Genomic DNA, 21268 nt, shown 5'->3' with positions numbered 1-21268 from the left:
CATGCAAGCATCTTTACCCGCATCGGCCTTACATACCCTGAGGCTCCCTGCCCCCGCCAAGCTCAATCGGCTGTTGAATATTGTTGGTCAGCGTGTGGATGGCTATCACGAGTTACAGACCCTGTTTCAGCTGATTGACCTGTGCGACACGCTGACCTTTACACTGCGTCACGATGGGCAATTGGAGTTGCGCGATGGTCTGACTGATATTTCCAGTGAGGACAACCTGGTGATGCGTGCCGCCCGCCTGTTACGGAACGCCACTGGCTGCAGCCTTGGCGCCCAGCTGACCATTGAAGACAAACGGCTCCCCATGGGAGGCGGCCTGGGGGGCGGCAGCTCAAACGCCGCCACCACCCTCGTCGGCCTTAACCAGCTGTGGCAACTCGGCCTTTCTTTTGATCAGCTTGCTGAGCTGGGTTTGAGGCTGGGCGCCGATGTGCCGGTCTTCATACATGGCACCAGCGCCTGGGCAGAAGGGGTTGGCGAACGACTCACTCCGGTCACTCTGGAGACGCCCTGGTTTGTGGTCATTCACCCCGGGGTCAGCGTTTCAACGCCTGAGGTATTCAAGGATCCACAATTGACACGTAACACGCCGCCTATTACCATGGCGCGCGCATTGCAGGGGGGAGCGTCGGCATGGCGCAATGACTGCGAAGCCGTGGTTACTCGGGCCTATCCGCCGATAGCGGCAGCCATGGAGTGGCTTGAGGGCTTTGCCGAGACACGTTTGACCGGCACGGGTGCCTGCGTTTTTGCTGGCTTCAACAGCCAGGCGATAGCCGTTGATGTTGCCAATCAGGCACTTCAACATTGGCCTGCCTGGGTTGCCAAAGGGCTGAACCGCTCTCCTCTTCATGTTGCTCTGGGTGACTGAACGCACCCTGTGCGAGACATGGTACTGATACTGGCCGAAGAAAAGCCCTGTCCAGCCAGTCAGAACATAGCGTTGGGGTATCGCCAAGTGGTAAGGCACCGGTTTTTGGTATCGGCATTCCCAGGTTCGAATCCTGGTACCCCAGCCAGCTCTGCATAAAATGGCGTTCTCTCCCACGAATCTCAACACTGCAAAGGTGGCTGCGCGTGTCAAAATTGATGGTTTTCGCCGGGAACGCCAATCCCGAGCTTGCTCGTAAGGTTGCTGACAGCCTTGACAGCCGCATGGGTAATGCGACGGTAGGTCAATTCAGCGACGGTGAAATCGCGGTTGAAATCAACGAAAACGTGCGCGGTAAGGATGCTTTTATCCTGCAGTCTACCTGTGCACCGACCAATGATAACCTGATGGAAATGTTCCTGATGGTGGATGCCCTGCGCCGCGCCTCGGCAACGCGTATCACGGCAGTAATGCCCTATTTTGGCTATGCACGCCAGGATCGCCGGGTACGCTCGGCTCGTGTGCCTATTTCCGCCAAGGTAGTGGCCGACATGATGGTCAAGGCAGGCGTGGATCGCGTTATGACCATGGATCTGCATGCCGACCAGATTCAGGGCTTCTTTGACGTGCCGGTCGACAACGTCTACGGCTCACCCATCCTGCTTGACGACATTGAACGCCAGAATTACAGCGATCTCGTTGTCGTTTCACCGGATGTGGGCGGTGTTGTTCGTGCCCGTGCCATTGCCAAGCAGCTGAACGCAGACCTGGCCATCATTGACAAGCGTCGGCCCCAGGCCAATCAGGCCCAGGTGATGCACATCATTGGCGAAATTGAAGGCCGCACCTGTGTCGTCGTCGACGACATGATCGATACAGCGGGAACGCTGTGCAAAGCCGGTGAGGCCCTTAAAGATCATGGCGCCAAGCGCGTGGTCGCCTACGCGACTCACCCCATTCTTTCCGGCCCGGCCGTCGACAACATCGTCGGCTCCGTGCTGGATGAAGTGGTAGTGACCGACACTATCCCACTGTCAGATACTGCACGCCGCAGCGGGCGCATTCGCCAGCTCAGCGTTGCCGGTCTGATCGCGGAAGCCATTCGTCGGGTGAGTAACGAAGAATCTGTCAGCGCCATGTTCCACTGATGTGGTCATAAGCGCCTGACATACTCGGCTCTTTAAGAGCTTCCGGGAACGCTGTCGTCTGGTCGCGGGCGGCAGCGTTTCCTTACTTTAACCAAGAGGCAACACACCATGTCCGATTTTACTCTTAACGCCGATATTCGCCACGACCTGGGGAAAGGTGCGAGCCGCCGCCTGCGTCGTGCGAATCAGCAGGTTCCTGCCGTTGTGTACGGTGGCACTCAGGAACCACAGTCAATTTCCGTTGAAAAGACTGCCTTTTACAAGGCAATCGAAGATGAGTCTTTCTTCTCCTCGGTAATCACGCTGGTGATCGAAGGCAAAAAGCAGCAGGTTGTTGTGCGTGATCTGCAGCGCCACCCGTTCAAACCCCTGCTGACCCACGCTGACTTTCTGCGTGTGGATGCCACGCATGAAATCACCATGAACGTACCACTGCACGTGACGGGCGATGACACCTGTGTCGGCATCAAGGATCAGGACGGCGAGCTACACATCCTGGCCAACGAAGTGGCGATCAGCTGCTTGCCGAAAGACCTGCCTGACTATCTGGAAATCGACATTTCCGCGGTTGAAGTCGGCACAACGCTGCACCTGTCTGACCTGCATCTGCCGGCGGGGGTTACGTCTGTTGACCTGTCCCATGGTGAAGATCACGATAACGCGATTCTCAACGTCACCAAGGTCAAGGTGCGTGGCGGCGGTGATGATGATGAAGAAAGCGGTGACAGCGAAGGTGAAAGCACTGAAGGCGATAACGCTGAATAAGCGCTTGCCCGGGGCCGTGCCAGCCACGGCCCTCTTTCGGTACCATGATCAAGCGCCTCTGGCGCTTGATTTTTTTTGCCGCTAATTGAGGAATGAAGGATGAGCCAAGTATCGGCCCTGATCGGCCTGGGCAACCCCGGCCCCGAGTATGCTGCCACACGCCACAATGCGGGCGTCTGGATGGTTGATGCAGTGGCGCGTGCCACCAACACCTCTCTGCGCCCGGAAAAAAAATTTCTTGGCCTCTATGCCAAGGTCAACTTTTCTGGTCATACGCTGCACCTACTCAACCCGACAACCTTCATGAATCGCAGCGGCGCTTCGGTAGCCGCGCTCTGTCAGTTTTTCAAGCTGTCTCCCGAACAGCTTCTGATTGCCCATGACGAACTTGACCTGCCTGCTGGACAGGCGCGCTACAAGACCGGCGGTGGCCACGGTGGCCACAACGGCCTGCGTGATATTATCAGCGCCCTGGGCAATCAAAAGCAGTTTCACCGTTTACGCATTGGCGTTGGCCATCCGGGTAGCGCCCATCAGGTCGTCAATTATGTACTGGGGCGACCGGGAAAAACCGAGCAATCCGCCATTGAGCAGGCGCTCGAGGAATGCCTGGCTACCCTGCCGCTGGCGCTTGGCGGCGATTGGGCCAATGCCATGAATCGCCAGCATCGTTTTTCAGCGGGCTCTGAATGAAGCATCCATACCAGACGACGCCTGGCGTATTCAGCGGTGTCGCGTAGAATTCCTTACAAGCTGCTCTGAAGGCTGGCCTTCAATTTACTTTATCGAACACTTTTCAGGAAACACTCATGGGCTTTAACTGCGGTATCGTCGGTCTGCCGAATGTCGGCAAATCCACCTTGTTCAATGCGCTTACCCAATCTGGCATTGATGCAGAAAACTTTCCCTTCTGCACCATAGAGCCCAACGTCGGCATCGTCCCCATGCCAGACCCCCGACTCGACAGGCTGGCAGAGATTGTCAAACCTCAGAAAGTCATTCCGACGACCATGGAGTTTGTTGACATAGCGGGGCTCGTCGCCGGCGCCTCCAAGGGCGAGGGCCTGGGTAACAAGTTTCTTGCCAACATCCGCGAAACACAGGCCATTGCCCATGTGGTGCGCTGCTTTGATAACGATAACGTCATTCACGTTGCCAACGAGATTGACCCAAGAGCCGATATCGAAACCATTAACCTCGAACTTGCCCTGGCCGACCTGGATACAGTCGAAAAGGCCAGCCAGCGTCTGGTACGGGTGGTAAAAGGCGGCGACAAGGATGCCATCGCCACCAAGGCCGTATTGGACAGGATTCAGCCACATCTGGCCGAAGGCCTGCCACTGCGCAGCTTCGGGCTCAACGATGATGAAAAACAGCAGGTCAAGAGCTTTGGCTTTCTGACCCTCAAGCCCACCATGTATATTGCCAACGTCAACGAGGACGGCTTTGATAGCAATCCCTATCTTGATGTGGTCAAGGACATTGCCGCTGACGAAGGTGCCGTGGTGGTCCCGGTATGCAACCAGATTGAAGCGGAAATCGCCGAACTCGACGACGATGAACGTGCCATGTTCCTGGAAGAAATCGGTATGTCAGAACCCGGCCTTGACAGGGTCATTCGCGCTGGTTATGCCTTACTCGGTCTGCAGACCTACTTCACCGCTGGCGTTAAAGAGGTACGCGCTTGGACGGTCAAGGAAGGCGCCAGCGCACCTGAAGCCGCGGGCGTCATCCACACGGATTTCCAGAAAGGCTTTATCCGGGCTGAAGTCATCGCGTATGACGATTTTGTCACCCTGGGTGGCGAACAGGGCGCCAAGGATGCCGGCAAGTGGCGGCTGGAAGGCAAGGAATATATTGTCAAGGATGGTGATGTTATCCACTTCCGCTTCAACGTCTGACCCGACACCTTGCCTGGCGACGAAAAACACTTGACGCCAACATGAAGGCTGAGTAATATCCGCCCCCGTTGAATGGCTACGTAGCTCAGCTGGTTAGAGCACATCACTCATAATGATGGGGTCCCCTGTTCAAATCAGGGCGTAGCCACCAGATACACAATGCCCGCCCGGATTTCCGTTAGTTGAAACCGGGCGGGCTTTTTTGTGCGCACAAAAAAACGTTTAGCTTTCAACCAACCCCAGGTTGGCACGGTTAAAGAACACCGTCAGCGCCTGCACCAGATACGCGACATCCCGACTACCTGCCGTTTCACGGATCGAATGCATCGCCCATTGCGGTACCCCAACATCCACCGTTGGCACTCCCACCTGCGTAGCCGTAATCGGCCCGATAGTACTCCCGCACCCCATATCTGCACGGGTTACAAACACTTGCACCGGCACGCCGGCCTCATGGCAAAGGTCGCGAAAAAGCGCGCTGGTGGCACTATTGGTGGCATAGCGTTGATTGGCATTCACCTTGATCACAGGACCCGAGTTGATCAGGGGCCCGTGCTGTTCATCATGCTTGTCACGAAAATTAGGGTGCAGGGCATGAGCGTTGTCACAGGAAATCATACAGGACGACTGAATCAGCTGAATCAGTGATTCCTCACTGGCGCCGCCCGATTGAGCATTCAGGCGACTTAACACATCACCCAGAAACGGCCCCTGGGCACCGCAGGTACTGGCACTCCCCACTTCTTCATGATCATTGGCCACTAGAAGTACCCCTTGCTGCCCATCATTGGCGAGCAGCGCCTCCAGACCAATGAAGCATGACAACAGATTATCAAGGCGGGCGCTGGCAAGCAGTGACGGCTCGATCCCGATCAGCGACGGCGCCTGCAGGTCATAAAAGCCTAGTTCAAAATCAACAATGTCAGCGTGCTCAATGCCATGCTGTGCCTCAATCCAGATCTGTAGCAGGCTATTCAGATCCTGCTGATCGTCTTGCATCAACACCGGCGCCATCTGGGTCTGGGGGTTGATTGAGCGGCCATTGTTGGCTTCTCGATCAAGGTGGATGGCAAGGCTGGGCAGGATAGCCACTGGCTCAGCGACATTCAGCAGAACACTGGTCAGGCGTCCATCCGGCTGACGCAGATGCACTCGGCCGGCGATACCCAGGTCACGATCAAACCAGGGCGCCAGCAAGGCGCCGCCATAGACCTCAATGCCCACCTGTAACCAGCCAGCACTGCGCTGGGTCGCGTTGGGTTTCAGGCGCAGACCGGGGCTATCGGTATGGGCGCCGACCATACGCAGGTCGGTTAACGCGCCTTCCACAGGCAGCTGAAAGGCAATGATGGACGAATCATTACGGGTGACATAGTAACGTTTACCCGCTTCCAGCTGCCAACGGGCGGTTTCCTGCAGCCGCTGATAGCCTGCCTGCTCCAGACGCACCGCCATATTATGGGTGGCATGCCAGGGTGTTGGCGATGCCTGCAGAAACCCGCACAGCCTATCCAGCAAGCCTGACTCTAAAGTCTGTAACATGAAAATCCTCTCAACAACGATGAAGTAGTCTCAGCAACGCACAAGAGCTGGTACAATATATGTTTGTTTCATGCAAGTATTCATGTAACCGTTATTGCAACAGATAACCGCCGTGGTTGTTCAGCGGCTTCATTGTCTGCATTTTGCAACTCAATTTCGCAACTCAGCGGCAGATCATCAGTCATACAAAGCATGCAGTCTGTACAAGTTTACACAAATCCAGGAGAGCTTGATTAATGAGCTGGTTTGCAACTCTTACGCGCTCGGTGACCTTGGCGACCGCGCTGACCTTGGTAAGTCCAGCGCTATGGGCACTGGAACCCACCGATGAGCAGCGTGAAGTCGCCGTTGAAATTGCGGACTCCTTGCGCTACAGCCACTACGCTGACACCACTTTTGACAACGAGTGGTCTTCAGAAGCCTTTCAACGCTATCTGGATAACCTTGATAGCCTGCGCTTATATCTGCTGGAAAGCGATATTGCGCCATACCGACATCTCGAAGCCCAGATGGCGGATTTGCTTTTTGACGGCGATATCGATGACGCCTTTGCCTTGCATGAACGCGCCAACGAGCGCCATGAAGCACGCCTGAACTGGCTGCTCGAACGCATTGATGAGGGCCTTGATTATCAGTTCGACAGTGATGAACGCCTCGAGATAGATCGCGAAGAGGCCAACTGGGCAACCGATAACAGTCAGCTGGATACCCTGTGGGAAAAGCGCTTGCAGAATGCAGCCCTGACGCTGGCACTGGCAGAGCAGGACGATGAACAGATTGAAACCACGCTGAGCCAGCGCTATGAAGGCCAGCTTTCCCGGGTTCAACAGACCGAAGCTGAAGATGTGTTCGGCCTGCTGATGGCGGCGGTCACCGGCACTGTAGACCCTCACACCAGCTATCTTTCCCCGCGTCAGGGTGAATCCTTTGATATCCAGATGAGCCTGTCGCTGGAGGGTATTGGTGCCATGCTTCAGGCTGATGGTGAATACGTCAAGGTTGCCAGCCTGGTACCGGGCGGCCCTGCTGATCAGGCCGGTGTCCTGGATCCTGCCGACCGCATTGTCGCGGTAGGACAGGAAGATGAAGAAGAACTGGTGAATGTCATCGGCATGCGCCTGGATAATGTTGTTGATCTGATCCGCGGTCCCAAGGGCAGCACGGTGAGCCTGGAAGTCATCCCGGCCAAGGCGGTTGATGTCACGCGTACCCAAGTGGTCGAGATCACTCGCGATACCGTGAAACTTGAAGATCAGGCTGCGCAAAGTGAAGTCATCGAGCTGGAGCGTGATGGCCAACAGCACAAGGTCGGCGTTATCACCGTACCCACTTTCTATGTCGATTTTGAAGCCTGGCAAGCGGGTGAAGATGACTACCGCAGCACTACTCGAGATGTTGCCGAGGAAATTAATGCCCTCAAGGAGGAAGGCGTGGAAGGCATCGTGCTTGACCTGCGTGACAATGGTGGCGGTGCGCTCCAGGAAGCCAACAGCCTACTGGGTTTGTTTATCGATCGCGGCCCGACCGTTCAGGTGCGCGATGCCGAAGGACGTATCCAACTGTACGGCGACAGTGACGCAGGCACCCTCTACGACGGCCCACTGACCGTCCTTACCAACCGCTTATCGGCGTCTGCATCAGAAATCTTTGCCGGCGCTATCCAGGATTATGGACGCGGTATTGTCGTGGGCTCTCCGACGTTTGGTAAAGGAACCGTCCAAACACTTAGCGACCTTAGCCATGGAGAAATCAAGATTACCCGCGCCAAGTTCTACCGCATTTCAGGCGACAGCACCCAGAATCGCGGCGTTGAACCGGATATCCGCTTCCCGATGGATATTGACCCGGAGAGAATTGGTGAAAGCAGCCTTGACCATGCCCTGGCCTGGGATTCAGTTCAGAACGTCCAGTATCGCCGTTACGGCGAACCGGAGAACTACCTGGATACGCTGATAGATCGCTACCAGGCACGCACCAAGGATAACCCCAACTTCCTCTATCTTGAGCGTCAGACAGAACTATCGCGCCAGCTCAGGGAGCAGCACACCAGCGTCAGCCTCAACCGCGAACAGCGCGAAGAAGAGATGGAGGCCCAGGAAGCCGAACAGCTGTCTCTGGAAAACCAGCGTCGGATTGCTCTGGGGGCTCAGCCATTGGAAGAATGGACCAGTGCCCAAGTGGACAGCGATGAAGAAAATGGCAGCGAACTGGCAAAAGAAGACGAAGAAGACGTCATGCCGGCCGAGCGCGCTCAGGTGCTGGAAGCCGCTGAAATTCTTCTTGATTATGCTCAGCTGCAGACAGCGCAACGCATGGCCAACCGGGACTGAGCCAAACGCCCGCTTTATCTGACGCTTTTATAATGCCCATTGACCGAGGCCCTGCGGCCTCGGTTTTTTTTGGCAGGCGATAGCTTCAGACGCTCAAGCCTTAACAGAAAACAGCGCGACGACCAGGACGATCACCCATGGCCCGAAGCCGACGGGTCAGCTTTTCCATACGCGGTTGCTCACCCGCCTGGCCGGCTTCAATCATTGCGTGCCCCCAAACAGGCAAGCCGGATGCAAGGCGGTAATATACCCACTGACCATCGCGCTGATCGCGAAGCAGGCCACACTGGCGCAACTGGGCCAGATGGCGAGAGACTTTGGGTTGTGAAAGATCAAGGGCATAAGTCATTTCACACACACAAAGTTCGCCTTCCTGAGCAATCAATAGCACCAGTGACAGCCGCGTATCGTCACTCAGGCATTTAAAGAGCTGTAATGGCGTTAGCGTTAATGACGTCGAGGCTTTCATGGAATCATCCAACCTTTCACAAACGGCAGCAGGCAATGAGTATAGCGAATTGAACGCCTGCCCAGGGCAAGATAATCATGAAAAAAGCAGGAAAACGGGAAAAACGAGGGAATAACGGTTGGCTCCCCGAGCAGGACTCGAACCTGCGACCCAATGATTAACAGTCATTTGCTCTACCAACTGAGCTATCGGGGAATTACCGTGACGCGTATGAGAATGTTGGCTCCTCGAGCAGGACTCGAACCTGCGACCCAATGATTAACAGTCATTTGCTCTACCAACTGAGCTATCGAGGAACATTCGACATAGGTTGCGTGACCCGTCAGCGGTTTACCATTTGAACGGATGACGCAATTGCAAGGGCAGTGTTGGCTCCCTGAGCAGGACTCGAACCTGCGACCCAATGATTAACAGTCATTTGCTCTACCAACTGAGCTATCAGGGAACTACCTAAACACGGTGCGTAGTATACCCATACAAATGCCATGGTCAAGTCTCGATTTATTCCAACGCTAGCCCCGGCTTTACTGTGCCCGTATAATAACATTTCAACGTCGCGGCACCGCCGCACCACCATTCATCCTCGTCACCCGACGACCCATAGATGACAGGTACCGATGACGAAGAAACTCTTCATCAAAACACACGGCTGCCAAATGAACGAGTATGACTCGTCACGCATGGCAGACCTGCTTGGCGAATCACATCAGATGGAGCTCACGGATAACGAGCTTGACGCTGATGTCATTCTGCTCAATACCTGCTCTATTCGCGAGAAAGCGCAGGAAAAGGTCTTTCATCAGCTTGGCCGCTGGAAAAAACTCAAGGACGCCAACCCGGATCTGGTCATTGGCGTTGGTGGCTGCGTGGCCAGCCAGGAAGGTGAGGCGTTACGCAAGCGCGCACCCCATGTCGACATGGTCTTTGGCCCTCAGACACTTCATCGCGTTCCCGGGATGCTGGAAGCCAAGCGCAATAACCAGATAGCCGCTGTGGATGTCACCTTTCCTGAAATCGAGAAATTCGATCACCTGCCACAACCATCTTCAGATGGCGCAACGGCGTTTGTTTCAATCATGGAAGGTTGCTCCAAGTACTGCACCTTCTGTGTCGTCCCCTACACCCGTGGTGAGGAAGTTTCACGCCCTTTTGAAGCGGTAATGGATGAGATCCTCCATCTGGCAGATCAAGGAGTACGTGAAGTCAACCTGCTAGGCCAGAACGTCAATGCCTACCGGGGCGAGAACGACGACGGTGATGAAATCGACCTGGCAGAACTGATTGCCTGTGTTGCTGCCGTTGATGGTATTGACAGGATTCGTTTCACGACTTCTCACCCGGTTGAATTCACAGACAGTCTGGTCGATGCCTATGCAGAGATTCCAGAGCTGGTCAGCCACCTGCACTTGCCTGTCCAGTCCGGTTCTGACCGCATTCTGAGCGCCATGAAACGCGGCCATACAGCCCAGGCATATATCGACAAGATGGAGCGTATTCGCGCCAACCGTCCGGATATCAGTTTCTCTTCGGATTTCATCATTGGCTTCCCGGGCGAAACTGAGGAAGACTTTGAAGCCACCATGAACCTGATTCACAAGATTGGCTTTGACCATTCATTCAGTTTTGTCTATTCCGCCCGCCCCGGCACACCAGCCGCATCCCTTGACGATGACACCCCGGATGAAGTCAAAAAACAGCGACTTGCCATCCTGCAGGAGCGGATTATCCAGCATACCCAGCAGATCAGCCGCCGCATGGTGGGTAGTCGCCAGCGTATTCTGGTCAGCGGGTTTTCTCCCAAAGACCCGGGCCAGCTTTCCGGGCGTACGGAAAATAATCGCGTTGTGAACTTTCGTGCGGCCAACCCGACAGAACTGATCGGCTATTTTGTCGATGTCGATATTACCGAGGCATTACCCAACTCCCTGCGCGGTGAGCTTGCATCGGCAGAGCGTTATTAATAACTCTCATCACTCAGGCAATTGCCCCGAGGCCACTCGGGGCAGTAAGCTGGACATCACACTCATTAACCAACGGGTTTCTTACTCTTGAGCCAGCCATCATCTCAGGCCAATCGCATCATCACGCTCAGCCTTGAACCCAATGATCCGCAGCGGCTCGCCAGCCTGTGCGGTCAGCAGGATGAGCACCTTAAACTGATTGAAAGCCGTCTGGACGTCACCCTGCGTAACCGCGGCAACATCTTCCAGCTGGCAGGTGATACCAACCGCATCAAGGCGGCTGCCAATGTACTTGAGCACCTTTATCGGGAAACGGCGGCCAACGAGCTTGATCCGGATACCGTCCACCTTTTCCTGCAGGAATCCGGGCTTGAAGCGCTTGCCGAGGAAGAGGAACCGGAAGAGGGTGAGGTCATCATGCGCACGCCGCGCACCATGATCAAACCCCGCGGGATGAATCAGCAGCGCTACGTGTCCAGCATTCGTGAACACGATATCAACTTCGGAATTGGCCCGGCGGGTACGGGCAAGACATACCTGGCCGTGGCGGCCGCCGTTGAAGCGCTGAACCAGCAGGAAGTGCGACGCATCCTGCTGGTTCGTCCAGCCGTTGAAGCCGGCGAGAAGCTGGGCTTTCTGCCTGGCGATCTGGCCCAGAAAATCGACCCCTACCTGCGTCCACTCTACGATGCCCTGTATGAGATGATCGGTTTCGAGCAGGTGGCCAAACTGATCGAACGTCAGGTGATTGAAATTGCGCCGCTGGCCTATATGCGCGGACGCACCCTGAACAACGCCTACATCATCCTGGATGAAAGTCAGAACACCACCCCTGAGCAGATGAAGATGTTCCTGACCCGCATCGGGTTCGGCTCCACGGCGGTGATTACCGGTGACGTGACCCAGGTGGATTTGCCCCGAGGCCAGCGTTCCGGGTTAATTCAGGTGCTTGAGGTCCTCAAGGACACCCCAGGGATAGGCGTAACCCACTTTGCTGCCAAGGACGTCGTTCGTCACCCGCTTGTCCAGCGGATCATCGAAGCCTATGACAGCTTCGAATCCGAGCAGGAAGCCAAGGAACGCGCCGTTCGCGAGGAGCGCCAGCAAGCCCGGGAAGAGCGTCTGCAAAAACGTGAGGACTCCCTTCAGTGACGGCGTTGATTGACTATCAGCTGGCGACAGACGCCACGCAAGTGCCCGAGACAGCTCAGCTTGAGCGCTGGGTGACAACAGTGCTTGAGCATCATCCGGAGGAGCACCGTTTCGAAGTAACCATCCGCATCGTTGATGCGGATGAAAGCCAGGCGCTCAACGCTGAATACCGTGACAAGAACAGGCCGACCAATGTGCTGTCTTTTCCCTTTGAAGCCCCCCCGGGTATTGAGCTACCGTTACTTGGCGACCTGATCATCTGCCAGAGTGTCGTCGCTCGGGAAGCAACGCAACAGCAAAAACCGCTGATGCAGCATTATGCGCATATGGTCATACACGGCACTCTGCATTTATTGGGTTATGATCACATGGAAGACGACGACGCCGAGACCATGGAGCAGCTTGAGCGCCGTTTGCTGGCCAGGTTGGATATTCCTGATCCGTATCTGATTGAAATGCAGTAACGTTATCAAAACAAGAGATCAACCGTATGAGCGAAGACCGATCGAGCATCGCCCCCCCTCAAAAATCCTGGCTTGATAAGCTGTTCGGTGCCTTGACGGGGGACAACGATGAGCCCAGTTCAAGAGAAGAGCTGATGGCCTTTCTGCGCCACACGGCCGGCCGCTTGAAACTTGATCAGGATGCCATGATGATCATTGAAGGGGCGTTGCAGATAAGTGATCAACAGGTGCGTGAGATCCTGATTCCCCGCTCCCAGGTTGCTGCCATTCCGATCGACCAGGCCAGTGACGACTACCTGCCGCTCATTCAGGAAACCGGCCACTCGCGTTACCCGGTCATTGGTGAGAACCTTGACGATGTCAAAGGCATTGTGCTGGTCAAGGATCTGTTGCCCCTGCTCTCACAGACCCAGGCACAGCGGGATGCTTTCCAGCTGGAGAACATCACTCGCCCGGCCATGTTTATCCCTGAATCCAAACGCCTTAACAGCCTGCTGAAAGAATTTCGTGATACCCACAACCATATGGCCATTGTGGTGGATGAATACGGCGGTACGGCAGGCATTATCACCATTGAAGATATTCTTGAGCAGATTGTCGGCGATATCGAAGATGAACACGACACGGATGAAGAAGATGATATCCGCGCGCTTGAAGATGGCCATTTTGCCGTTCGTGCCCTGACCCCTATTGAAGATTTCAACGAACGTTTCAACACCCGGTTTTCTGACGACGAGTTCGATACTGTAGGCGGCCTGGTCATGCAGCAGTTTGGCCACCTGCCCCGGCGCGGCGAACAGACGTCTCTCGGCGGTTGGCACTTTGTGGTAATGAATGCAGACAATCGGCGTATTCGCCTGCTTGACGTTCACTTCGACGACAGCAGCAATGAAGAAGACGTCATCAGTCAACCAGGTTGAGAGATGACACGCCTCAGGTCGACCGCGTCTATCGATAAGGATAGTCATTGATGCCTACCGGATCCTCACCTCGCCTGGGCTGGCAGCTTCTGGCTGCCGTTATGGCCGGGGGATTTACCACACTGACCGCCTCGCCTTTCGAACTCTGGTGGCTGGGCCCCTTGGCCGCTGCACTCGTGTACTGGGGCAGTCACGCACTATCACCTGCTCACGCTGCGCTCAAGGGTATGGTTTACGGCCTGGCGCTGTTTGCCAGCGGGGCCTCCTGGGTGTACGTTTCCATCCATGATTATGGCCATACCGGCCCCCTGCTTGCCGGTTTTCTCACGGCCCTGTTCGTGTTTGCACTGGCGTTATTTTTTGCTGCCATGCTGTGGGCCTACCGGCGCTTTACCTCGCCGCGCTACACGCTACTCGGGTTTGCAGGCATCTGGGTGTTGGCCGAGGTACTTCGCACTTATCTGTTTACCGGCTTTCCCTGGCTACTGCTTGGCAGCGGCTTTGTCGACTCACCCCTGGCAGCCTGGGCACCTATCGGTGGCGTTTATCTCTTGTCGCTTCTGGTCGCCTTCAGTGGCGCCTTATTGATTACGCTACTGATCAAACGCCGCCTGTGGGCTATCGCGCCCCTTGCGGCTATCTGGTTGACACCCTTCGTCCTGCCCACCCAATGGACGACCCCCAGTGAACAGCCCACCCAGGTCGCCATGGTGCAGGGCAACCTGCCCCAATTGATCAAATGGACCGCTGACGGCCAGCGCGAAGCCGTTGCCACCTACACCCGACAGACCCAGGCTATCAGCGATGACGTTGAACTGATTATCTGGCCAGAAACCGCCCTGCCCATGCTGGAAAACCAGGCGCTACCGGTACTTGAGCAGATACAGTCCGGCCTACCCACCGGCACGGCACTGGTCACCGGCATCCTGCAACAGGATGAACAGAACCAGCGTTTTTTTAATGGGATGATCGGGGTGGGAAACGTGGAAGGCGATTATCAGAAAGAGCACCTGGTACCCTTTGGGGAATACCTGCCTCTGGAAAGCCTACTGCGCGGTTTGATCAGCTTCTTTGACCTGCCCACTTCCTTCATCACACCCGGGCCGGACCAACAGCCACCCATGCAGGCGGCAGGCATTTCCCTTGGCAACGCCATCTGCTATGAGATCATCTACCCTCAGTTGGTGGCCAAGCGGGCACGCAACAGCCAGGCCATCATTACCATCTCCAACGACACCTGGTTCGGCCGCTCAATTGGCCCCCACCAGCATCTACAGATGGCACGCCTTCGTGCGCTGGAAAACGGCCGCTATGTGCTGCGCGCTACCAGCAATGGGATTACCGTCATCATCGACCCGCAAGGCCAGATAACCCGGCGCGCGCCCCAGTTTGAAACCACCACCCTGACCGGTGAGTTCCATGCCATGCAGGGCCTGACGCCTTTCACTCAGCTGGGTAGCTGGCCAGTCTGGCTGCTGGCCGGTCTGCTAGTGCTCGCTTCACTACGCCTAAGGGAGACAGGAAAAGGCATTAACAGGCCCTGAAACAGACAAGGCGCCCCTGAGGGCGCCCTTTTGGCAGTACTTGCGAGAACGCATCACTGAGAACAGTGACGGGTAGACGCTTCAGCGGCTACTGTTAGCGCTGGCCGTTTTAGTAGCCTCTTCATCCGCATTGATGATTTCAGGAATTGTCTGGCGCACGTAACGTCCGGGCGCAGCCTCGATAATCGGCAGTTCGCCATCACCCGGCTGGCGTACAGCCACCATTTTTTCCTGGTCGACATAGCCATTATCCACCATCCATGACTGCCAGTGGGGCCACCAGGAACCTTCATTGGCTTCTGCTCCCGCCATCCAGTCTTCGTGGTTGTCAGGCAGTTCGCTGTTGGTCCAGTAACCATATTTATTCTTGTGCGGCGGATTAACAATACCGGCAATATGACCCGACCCCCCCAGCACGAAAGTCACCGGCCCTTTTGGGAGCAAGGCGCCATAGTAGGTACTGTTCCACTTGGCAATATGGTCTTCCTTGGTGGAAACATAGTAGCTGGGCACGGAAATCTTGCGTAAATCGATCTTGACGCCATCCAGTTCAATGCCACCGGGTTCCACCAGACGGTTTTCCAGATACATATGGCGCAGGTACCAGGCATGGGTGCCGGCGGGCAGATTGGTGCCATCCGTATTCCAGTAGAGCAGATCAAAAGCCGCTGGGGGCTCGCCTTTCAGATAGTTGTTGACGTAGAAAGACCAGAACAGGTCATTTTCCTTCAGCAGGTTGAAGGTGTATGCCATTGACCGGCCGTCCAGATAGCCTTTTGACTCCAGAGTTTTTTCAATACCTTCAATGACGCTTTCGTTTAGGAAAACACCAATATCCCCCGGATCACGGAAATCCTGAAGGGTCGCCATGTAAGTGACAGATTTCACCTTGCGCCCGCGGCGAGTGCTGGTCAGATAGGCCACAGTGGATGCCGTTAGCGTACCACCTACGCAATAGCTCAACAGGTTGACCGACTTTTCACCACAAGCCTGTTCAATGGCTTCAATGGCGCTGATCGGGCCCATCTGCATGTAGTCTGCCCAGGTAACATCGCGCTGAGCTGGCCCAGGATTGCGCCAGGAAATCAGAAAGACGGTGTGCCCCTGATCAACCAGCCACTTGACCATGGAGTTATCCTGACGCAAATCAAGAATGTAATACTTGTTGATCCAGGGCGGAACGACAAGCAGCGGCGTCTTGAAGGTTTGCTCCGTGGTGGGCGTGTATTGAATCAGCTGGATCAGCTCGTTTTCATACACGACAGAACCTGGCGTGACTGCGATGTTCTCACCGACCGCAAAAGCGGAACGGTCAGTCATGCGCACATTGATTCCTTCGGCGGAGTTGGAAAGGTCCTCACGCAGAAGGGCCAAGCCATCGACCAGATTCTGGCCACGAGTCTCTATCGTGCGCCGCATGACTTCCGGGTTGGTCGCCACAAAATTGGTAGGCGCCATGGCATTAACCAGTTGACGGGCATAGAACTGAAGATGATGTTTATGCGTCTCATCCAGCCCATCCAGATTGTCGATCAGTTCCTGAACCAGTTGGGCAAATAGCAGGTATTGCTGCATGATGGCCAGGTATTGAGGTTCCTTGGTCCAGGCTTCGTCCTTGAAACGGCGATCACCCTTGGCAGGCTTGATCAAGGGGTCAACGTTTTCGCCGGCCATGGCCCTGGCATTCTGCTGCCACAATAGCCATTGATCCTGCAGTAGACGTGCCTGGGTTTGCCATAGGAGCGTGGGGTTCTGCATCAGTGCCTGCGCACCGGCCTCGAAACTTTCGCGCATGTCCTTATGAACCGAATCGGCAGCGTCGCTGGGCGCCATACGCGCCATCAGATCCTGCATCAATCCCTGATACTGCTCCCCAATGTCTTTCAACTGGGTATTCCAGGCATCCATATCGACCTGAGATGGCATTTCCCATCCTGATTGCATACTTACTCTCCCACTCTTATGGCAAGCACATCACACACCATTGCGCATAGACCATTGACCGTAATTCTCTTCGTCACGCTAAAAAACACCAACCTTGGGAAGGCGAGTGTTTTTTAACAGACAAAACAGGCACGGCGCCGTTGATCTGGCGCCGTGCAAACATTTATTCAGCTTTTTGAGTTGCCACGTGATGACTGGCTTGTGGCCTTGGCGGATGTCTCGCCTTTCTTGGCGGCAGCCGTGTTGACCTGATCATTCATCTGCTGAGTGGCTTCGCTGAACAGTTTTTCCATTTCAGTTTTAAATTCCATGCTCATCTCGCCCATGGTCTTCGCATCTTCCTGCATTTGCTGGGAAAGCTCGTTAAGCATTTCCGCCTGCTTGGCAGCAAATTCGCGCAGGTCGTCAGCATCGTCAATTTCGCTGGCGCTGCGCATGCGATCGGTACCCATCTGGCTGTAACGCTTCATGGCTTCCAGCTGGTACTGGGTCATTTTTTCCATGTTGTTAAGCATCAGCGAGTTAACCTTACGCATCGGCTCGAACATCTGGCGGGTTTGCGTGTTGAAAGCATCCATCATCTTGTCTTGCATCTTTGATACCCCTTTTCTAGGAACAACCTGAGTGAAACGTCAAAATCAGAAGCAGCGTCAAACCGGTATTTGCTGCACTGCAAAAATAGTACCTGCTAATTTATTGCATTGCAACAAATCCACTTCAAGTCCAAATCCCGCCTGCTGTGTTGACAAGTCTAGTCCTTACTTGACCGCTTGGCGCGCGAACTGGCTGACGCCGTTCCGGCTTTGCTCTTGTTATTACTGCTTGGCTGACTGCCACGACCGGCTTTGCCGCTATCATTACCTGATGATCCTTTATCGCTGGCAGCGGAACGTTCGCTGGCATTGTTGTCTGAGCCATCGCGGGTATTCCCGGCCTGGCGCAGCATATCCAGCATCATCTGTTGATAAGTGCCAAAATTCGAAAGCCCTTGGGATAGCCCCTGCTGCATCATGGGTTGCTGCATGAAAGGGCTCATCAGGCTCATCGGATCATAGCCTTCAACGCCGGACTCCATCTGGCGTTGAATATTGTCCAGCAGATTTTTCTGGAAGGCTTCAACATCAGGCAGACCCAGCGCTCGACGAAATTCATCAGGGGTCAGATCAAATTCAACATTAATCTTCATCGGCGGCTCCTTATCGCTCTACCCAGAGTGTAGCAGTCAAATCTCAGTTTCACCGCTGCGGATGACACGTGCATGACACTCGGCTGTCAACGCTATGGGCCGAGTACTTTTCAGCACTGATCCAGGCGCGGCGTATCCACTTTGACATGGGCATTCTGGCCACGCTGGCGAAGCCAGTGGTCCATTAGTGTAATAGCCATCATGGCTTCAGCAATCGGCGTCGCCCGTATCCCGACACAAGGGTCGTGACGCCCCTTGGTCACCACCTCGACAGGCTCGCCGTGGATATCGATAGAGCGTCCAGGCGTGGTGATGCTTGACGTTGGCTTGAGGGCCAAGCGGGCAATGATCGGTTGGCCACTGGAGATCCCCCCGAGCACACCACCGGCATGGTTGGTCAGAAAGCCTTCAGGCGCCATTTCATCACGATGGGCGCTACCACGCTGGTCAATGCTGGCAAAACCATCGCCGATCTCGATGCCCTTGACCGCATTGATGCTCATCAGGCTATGAGCCAGTTCTGCATCCAGGCGATCAAATACCGGCTCGCCCAGCCCTACTGGCACACCTTCCGCTATAACGGTCACCTCGGCACCCACAGAATCCTGATCACGACGCAGCTGATCCATATAAGCTTCAAGCGCTGGCACCTTGGCTGGATCAGGGCTGAAAAAAGCGTTGTCATCGACGCTATCCCAGGTCTTGAAGTCGATCTTGATCGGCCCGAGCTGGCTCATGTAGCCGCGCACCTGAACCCCCTGGCTGGCCAGAAACTGTTTGGCAATCGCACCCGCCGCCACGCGCATGGCCGTCTCACGGGCGCTGGATCGTCCTCCACCGCGATAGTCTCTATGGCCATATTTATGATGGTAGGTGTAATCTGCGTGAGCCGGACGAAACTGATCCTTGATCTTTGAATAGTCCTTGGAACGCTGATCAGTATTTTCAATCAAGAGCCCGATCGAGGCGCCGGTCGTCATGCCTTCAAACACACCGGAAAGGATCCGCACCTGGTCGGGCTCCTTGCGCTGCGTGGTATGCCGGGAACTGCCGGGGCGTCGACGATCCAGATCACGCTGCAGGTCCGCCTCACTGATCATGACCCCCGGCGGACAGCCATCCACTACGGCGCCAAGCGCGACGCCATGGCTTTCACCAAAGGTCGTAACGGTAAACAGTTTGCCAATTGTATTGCCGGACATGGGCGTTATTTCCTTTACGCAAAAGACGCCGCATGGGCGTCGAGTTCTGCGGCGCTCAGAGCAAATACGCCCTGGCCACCGCGCTCGAATTCAAGCCACATAAATGGCACATGGGGAAATGCTTGCTCAAGATGACGGTCGGAGTTGCCCACCTCAACAATCAGCCAGCCGTCATCGCTGAGATGCGTTCGGGCATCACGCAGGATCTGGCGGACGATATCCAGACCATCGCTGCCTGCCCCCAACGCCAGATCAGGCTCATGGCGAAATTCAGCCGGCATGGTGGCCAGGTCACGACTATCCACATAAGGCGGGTTGGAGACAATCAGATCAAAGCGCTGGCCGGCCAGATTGGCAAACACATCGGATTCAACCGCACGAACGCGGTCACCCACAGCGTGGCGAGTGATATTCTCTCGGGCGACACCCAGCGCCTCCTGGCTGATGTCCGCCAGAGTGACTTCGCAGGTAGGCAGATACAGCGCCGTGGCAATCCCGATACAGCCAGAACCGGTACACAGGTCGAGTACCCGCTCTGGCGGTTCCTCCGGGAACCAGGCAGCAAAACCGTCTTCAATCAACTCGCCCATGGGTGAACGCGGAATCAGCACACGCTCATCCACATTGAACGGGTAGCCAGCAAAAAACGCCTCACCAAGCAGGTAGGGCAGCGGACGGCGTGACTGGATTCGCGCCCGGGTCAATGCCACGATACGACTGCGCTCCATAGGCAGTAGACGCGCCTCCAGCACCGCGGGATCCACGTTCCAGGGCAGGTGCAATGCCCCCAGGCAAAGCGCGACTGCTTCATCCCAGGCGGACTGGGTACCATGGCCATAATACAACCCGGCGAGATGAAATTCGCTAGCCGCCCAGCGCAGATAGTCCCGCAACGTGAAGAGTTCCTGTGCCAGTTCAACATCACTCAGACACAGCGTCGAGGTGCGGGTCGTAGCATGGTCGGCTAGTTCTGTGGAATATAACGTGGCCACAAAGGCTCCTGATTAATGGTGACATCACATGTGAGTAAGCGATATAACGCTGATTGTACCTTTCACTCCAGCCGGTTCACAGCAGCGTTAATCTCGCTATACTGTAGGTTGCCATGTTTTTTAACAGAGTTTTAAAGCGTTGCCCTGAAACAGCGCTTTTCACGAACGTTTTCAAGCAGCACTCTTTGGTAAGACTGTTAACAATCAAATTTTACGCCCGTTTCCATCAGAGCACGCCATGACTCGTCGCCATACGCCCCAAGAGGAAGAGATCAGTGTCTTTCGCCATGCGCTGGAAACAGCGGGCGTTCGTCGCATCACCACTAACCGCGCCGACCCAGGTCGTCCCAGGCAGCAGCAACCGGCCCACGAGGCGCGCCGCCGTGCCGCGGTTGAAAACCAGGTATTGCAGACCAATGGGCGCACCTCTGATGGCCGCGTTGAAGCCGTTCGCCCTTCAGAATACCTTGAGTTCAGCGTCCCGGATCTGCCCTGGCGCACCTTCAGCCAGTTGAAGCGTGGCCAGCTGGCCTGGCAGGCAGGCCTCGATCTGCATGGCTATACGCTGGAAGAGGCGCGGCATCAGTTGGAAGGCTTTTTACGTGATGCTATCAACCAGCGGATGCGCAGCGTGCTGATCGTACACGGCAAGGCCTGGGGTACTGATGCCGACTACCCGGTGCTTAAAAGCCATACCAATACCTGGCTGCGTGAATGGCCGGGCGTACTGGCTTTCTGCTCGGCCACTGACATCGATGGCGGCACCGGCGCTCTCTATGTGCTTTTACGCCGTAAAGGGCACTAGGGCCTGTTGACGTTTCATCACGGCCGCGACATAGGTCCTTTTGGTGCAGAGCAAGGCGTGAGG

The 21268-nt window shown here is 55.5% G+C and carries 19 protein-coding genes and 5 tRNA genes; 14 read left to right on the top strand and 10 right to left on the bottom strand.

Going from position 1 to position 21268, the window contains the following annotated elements; translation table 11 throughout:
- The first annotated feature begins 1 nt into the window (after window position 1).
- The 7 genes from ispE (at window position 2) to LL947_RS04380 (ending at window position 4845) form a co-directional block, all read left to right on the top strand.
- Complete coding sequence (gene ispE, locus LL947_RS04410) at window positions 2-880, top strand: 4-(cytidine 5'-diphospho)-2-C-methyl-D-erythritol kinase (protein ID WP_499834075.1); 879 nt, start codon at window positions 2-4, stop codon at window positions 878-880.
- 73 nt (window positions 881-953) lie between these two features.
- Window positions 954-1028 (top strand) — tRNA-Gln (locus LL947_RS04405).
- Between the two features lie 58 nt (window positions 1029-1086).
- A complete protein-coding gene (locus LL947_RS04400; protein WP_290820740.1) occupies window positions 1087-2028 on the top strand; it encodes a ribose-phosphate pyrophosphokinase in 942 nt (313 codons plus the stop codon).
- Window positions 2029-2136: 108 nt separating this feature from the next.
- A complete protein-coding gene (locus LL947_RS04395) occupies window positions 2137-2793 on the top strand; it encodes a 50S ribosomal protein L25/general stress protein Ctc (protein ID WP_290820738.1) in 657 nt (218 codons plus the stop codon).
- A 99-nt stretch (window positions 2794-2892) separates the two neighbouring features.
- A complete protein-coding gene (gene pth, locus LL947_RS04390; protein WP_499834074.1) occupies window positions 2893-3486 on the top strand; it encodes an aminoacyl-tRNA hydrolase in 594 nt (197 codons plus the stop codon).
- Window positions 3487-3602: 116 nt separating this feature from the next.
- Window positions 3603-4694: a redox-regulated ATPase YchF gene (ychF, locus tag LL947_RS04385; RefSeq protein ID WP_290820735.1), complete on the top strand. Its 1092-nt coding sequence runs from the start codon at window positions 3603-3605 to the stop codon at window positions 4692-4694.
- 74 nt (window positions 4695-4768) lie between these two features.
- Window positions 4769-4845: transfer RNA gene (locus tag LL947_RS04380), tRNA-Met, on the top strand.
- Between the two features lie 71 nt (window positions 4846-4916).
- On the opposite strand, the gene LL947_RS04375 is transcribed toward LL947_RS04380, so the two are convergent.
- Window positions 4917-6236: a M18 family aminopeptidase gene (locus LL947_RS04375; RefSeq protein ID WP_404416774.1), complete on the bottom strand. Its 1320-nt coding sequence runs from the start codon at window positions 6234-6236 to the stop codon at window positions 4917-4919.
- 236 nt (window positions 6237-6472) lie between these two features.
- Between LL947_RS04375 and LL947_RS04370 the strand changes: the two genes are divergently transcribed.
- Entirely contained in the window at window positions 6473-8566 is a 2094-nt protein-coding gene (locus LL947_RS04370; protein WP_499834073.1) for a carboxy terminal-processing peptidase, read from the top strand.
- A gap of 100 nt (window positions 8567-8666) precedes the next feature.
- Here the strand turns inward: LL947_RS04370 and LL947_RS04365 are convergent, their stop codons facing one another.
- The 4 genes from LL947_RS04365 to LL947_RS04350 all read right to left on the bottom strand — a co-directional run bounded on the left by LL947_RS04365 (window position 8667) and on the right by LL947_RS04350 (window position 9480).
- Complete coding sequence (locus LL947_RS04365; RefSeq protein ID WP_499834072.1) at window positions 8667-9035, bottom strand: metalloregulator ArsR/SmtB family transcription factor; 369 nt, start codon at window positions 9033-9035, stop codon at window positions 8667-8669.
- A 119-nt stretch (window positions 9036-9154) separates the two neighbouring features.
- A tRNA-Asn gene (locus LL947_RS04360) sits at window positions 9155-9230 on the bottom strand.
- A gap of 25 nt (window positions 9231-9255) precedes the next feature.
- Window positions 9256-9331 (bottom strand) — tRNA-Asn (locus tag LL947_RS04355).
- A gap of 73 nt (window positions 9332-9404) precedes the next feature.
- A tRNA-Asn gene (locus tag LL947_RS04350) sits at window positions 9405-9480 on the bottom strand.
- 172 nt (window positions 9481-9652) lie between these two features.
- On the opposite strand from LL947_RS04350, the gene miaB reads away from it, so the two are divergent.
- The 5 genes from miaB to lnt all read left to right on the top strand — a co-directional run bounded on the left by miaB (window position 9653) and on the right by lnt (window position 15076).
- Window positions 9653-10996: a tRNA (N6-isopentenyl adenosine(37)-C2)-methylthiotransferase MiaB gene (gene miaB, locus LL947_RS04345; RefSeq protein ID WP_290820729.1), complete on the top strand. Its 1344-nt coding sequence runs from the start codon at window positions 9653-9655 to the stop codon at window positions 10994-10996.
- Window positions 10997-11083: 87 nt separating this feature from the next.
- Complete coding sequence (locus LL947_RS04340) at window positions 11084-12148, top strand: PhoH family protein (RefSeq protein WP_499834071.1); 1065 nt, start codon at window positions 11084-11086, stop codon at window positions 12146-12148.
- Window positions 12145-12612 carry an rRNA maturation RNase YbeY gene (gene ybeY, locus LL947_RS04335; RefSeq protein WP_404416767.1) on the top strand — a complete coding sequence of 156 codons (468 nt, stop codon included), beginning with the start codon at window positions 12145-12147 and terminating at the stop codon, window positions 12610-12612. The genes LL947_RS04340 and ybeY overlap by 4 nt, the downstream gene beginning before the upstream one ends.
- Window positions 12613-12638: 26 nt before the next feature.
- A complete protein-coding gene (locus tag LL947_RS04330; RefSeq protein ID WP_404416764.1) occupies window positions 12639-13532 on the top strand; it encodes a CorC family transporter in 894 nt (297 codons plus the stop codon).
- Window positions 13533-13582: 50 nt separating this feature from the next.
- On the top strand, window positions 13583-15076 hold the full coding sequence (lnt, locus tag LL947_RS04325) for an apolipoprotein N-acyltransferase (RefSeq protein WP_499834070.1): 1494 nt from the start codon (window positions 13583-13585) through the stop codon (window positions 15074-15076).
- 81 nt (window positions 15077-15157) lie between these two features.
- Here the strand turns inward: lnt and phaC are convergent, their stop codons facing one another.
- The 5 genes from phaC to prmB form a co-directional block, all read right to left on the bottom strand.
- Entirely contained in the window at window positions 15158-17020 is a 1863-nt protein-coding gene (gene phaC, locus LL947_RS04320) for a class I poly(R)-hydroxyalkanoic acid synthase (RefSeq protein WP_499834069.1), read from the bottom strand.
- Window positions 17021-17187: 167 nt separating this feature from the next.
- Complete coding sequence (locus LL947_RS04315; RefSeq protein WP_290820720.1) at window positions 17188-17613, bottom strand: phasin family protein; 426 nt, start codon at window positions 17611-17613, stop codon at window positions 17188-17190.
- 158 nt (window positions 17614-17771) lie between these two features.
- Entirely contained in the window at window positions 17772-18206 is a 435-nt protein-coding gene (locus LL947_RS04310) for a DUF6489 family protein (protein ID WP_404416755.1), read from the bottom strand.
- Window positions 18207-18316: 110 nt separating this feature from the next.
- Window positions 18317-19408 (bottom strand): chorismate synthase, encoded by a 1092-nt coding sequence (aroC, locus tag LL947_RS04305; RefSeq protein ID WP_290820716.1) that lies wholly within the window; start codon window positions 19406-19408, stop codon window positions 18317-18319.
- Between the two features lie 14 nt (window positions 19409-19422).
- Window positions 19423-20400, bottom strand: coding sequence for a 50S ribosomal protein L3 N(5)-glutamine methyltransferase (prmB, locus tag LL947_RS04300; RefSeq protein ID WP_404416753.1), 978 nt, complete (start codon window positions 20398-20400; stop codon window positions 19423-19425).
- A gap of 238 nt (window positions 20401-20638) precedes the next feature.
- Between prmB and LL947_RS04295 the strand changes: the two genes are divergently transcribed.
- Entirely contained in the window at window positions 20639-21205 is a 567-nt protein-coding gene (locus tag LL947_RS04295; RefSeq protein WP_290820715.1) for a Smr/MutS family protein, read from the top strand.
- Window positions 21206-21268 lie beyond the last annotated feature (63 nt).

The organism is Halomonas sp. BLK-85, from assembly GCF_044792155.1.
Classification (GTDB): domain Bacteria; phylum Pseudomonadota; class Gammaproteobacteria; order Pseudomonadales; family Halomonadaceae; genus Vreelandella.
This window is presented reverse-complemented; position numbering and strand designations above follow the sequence as displayed.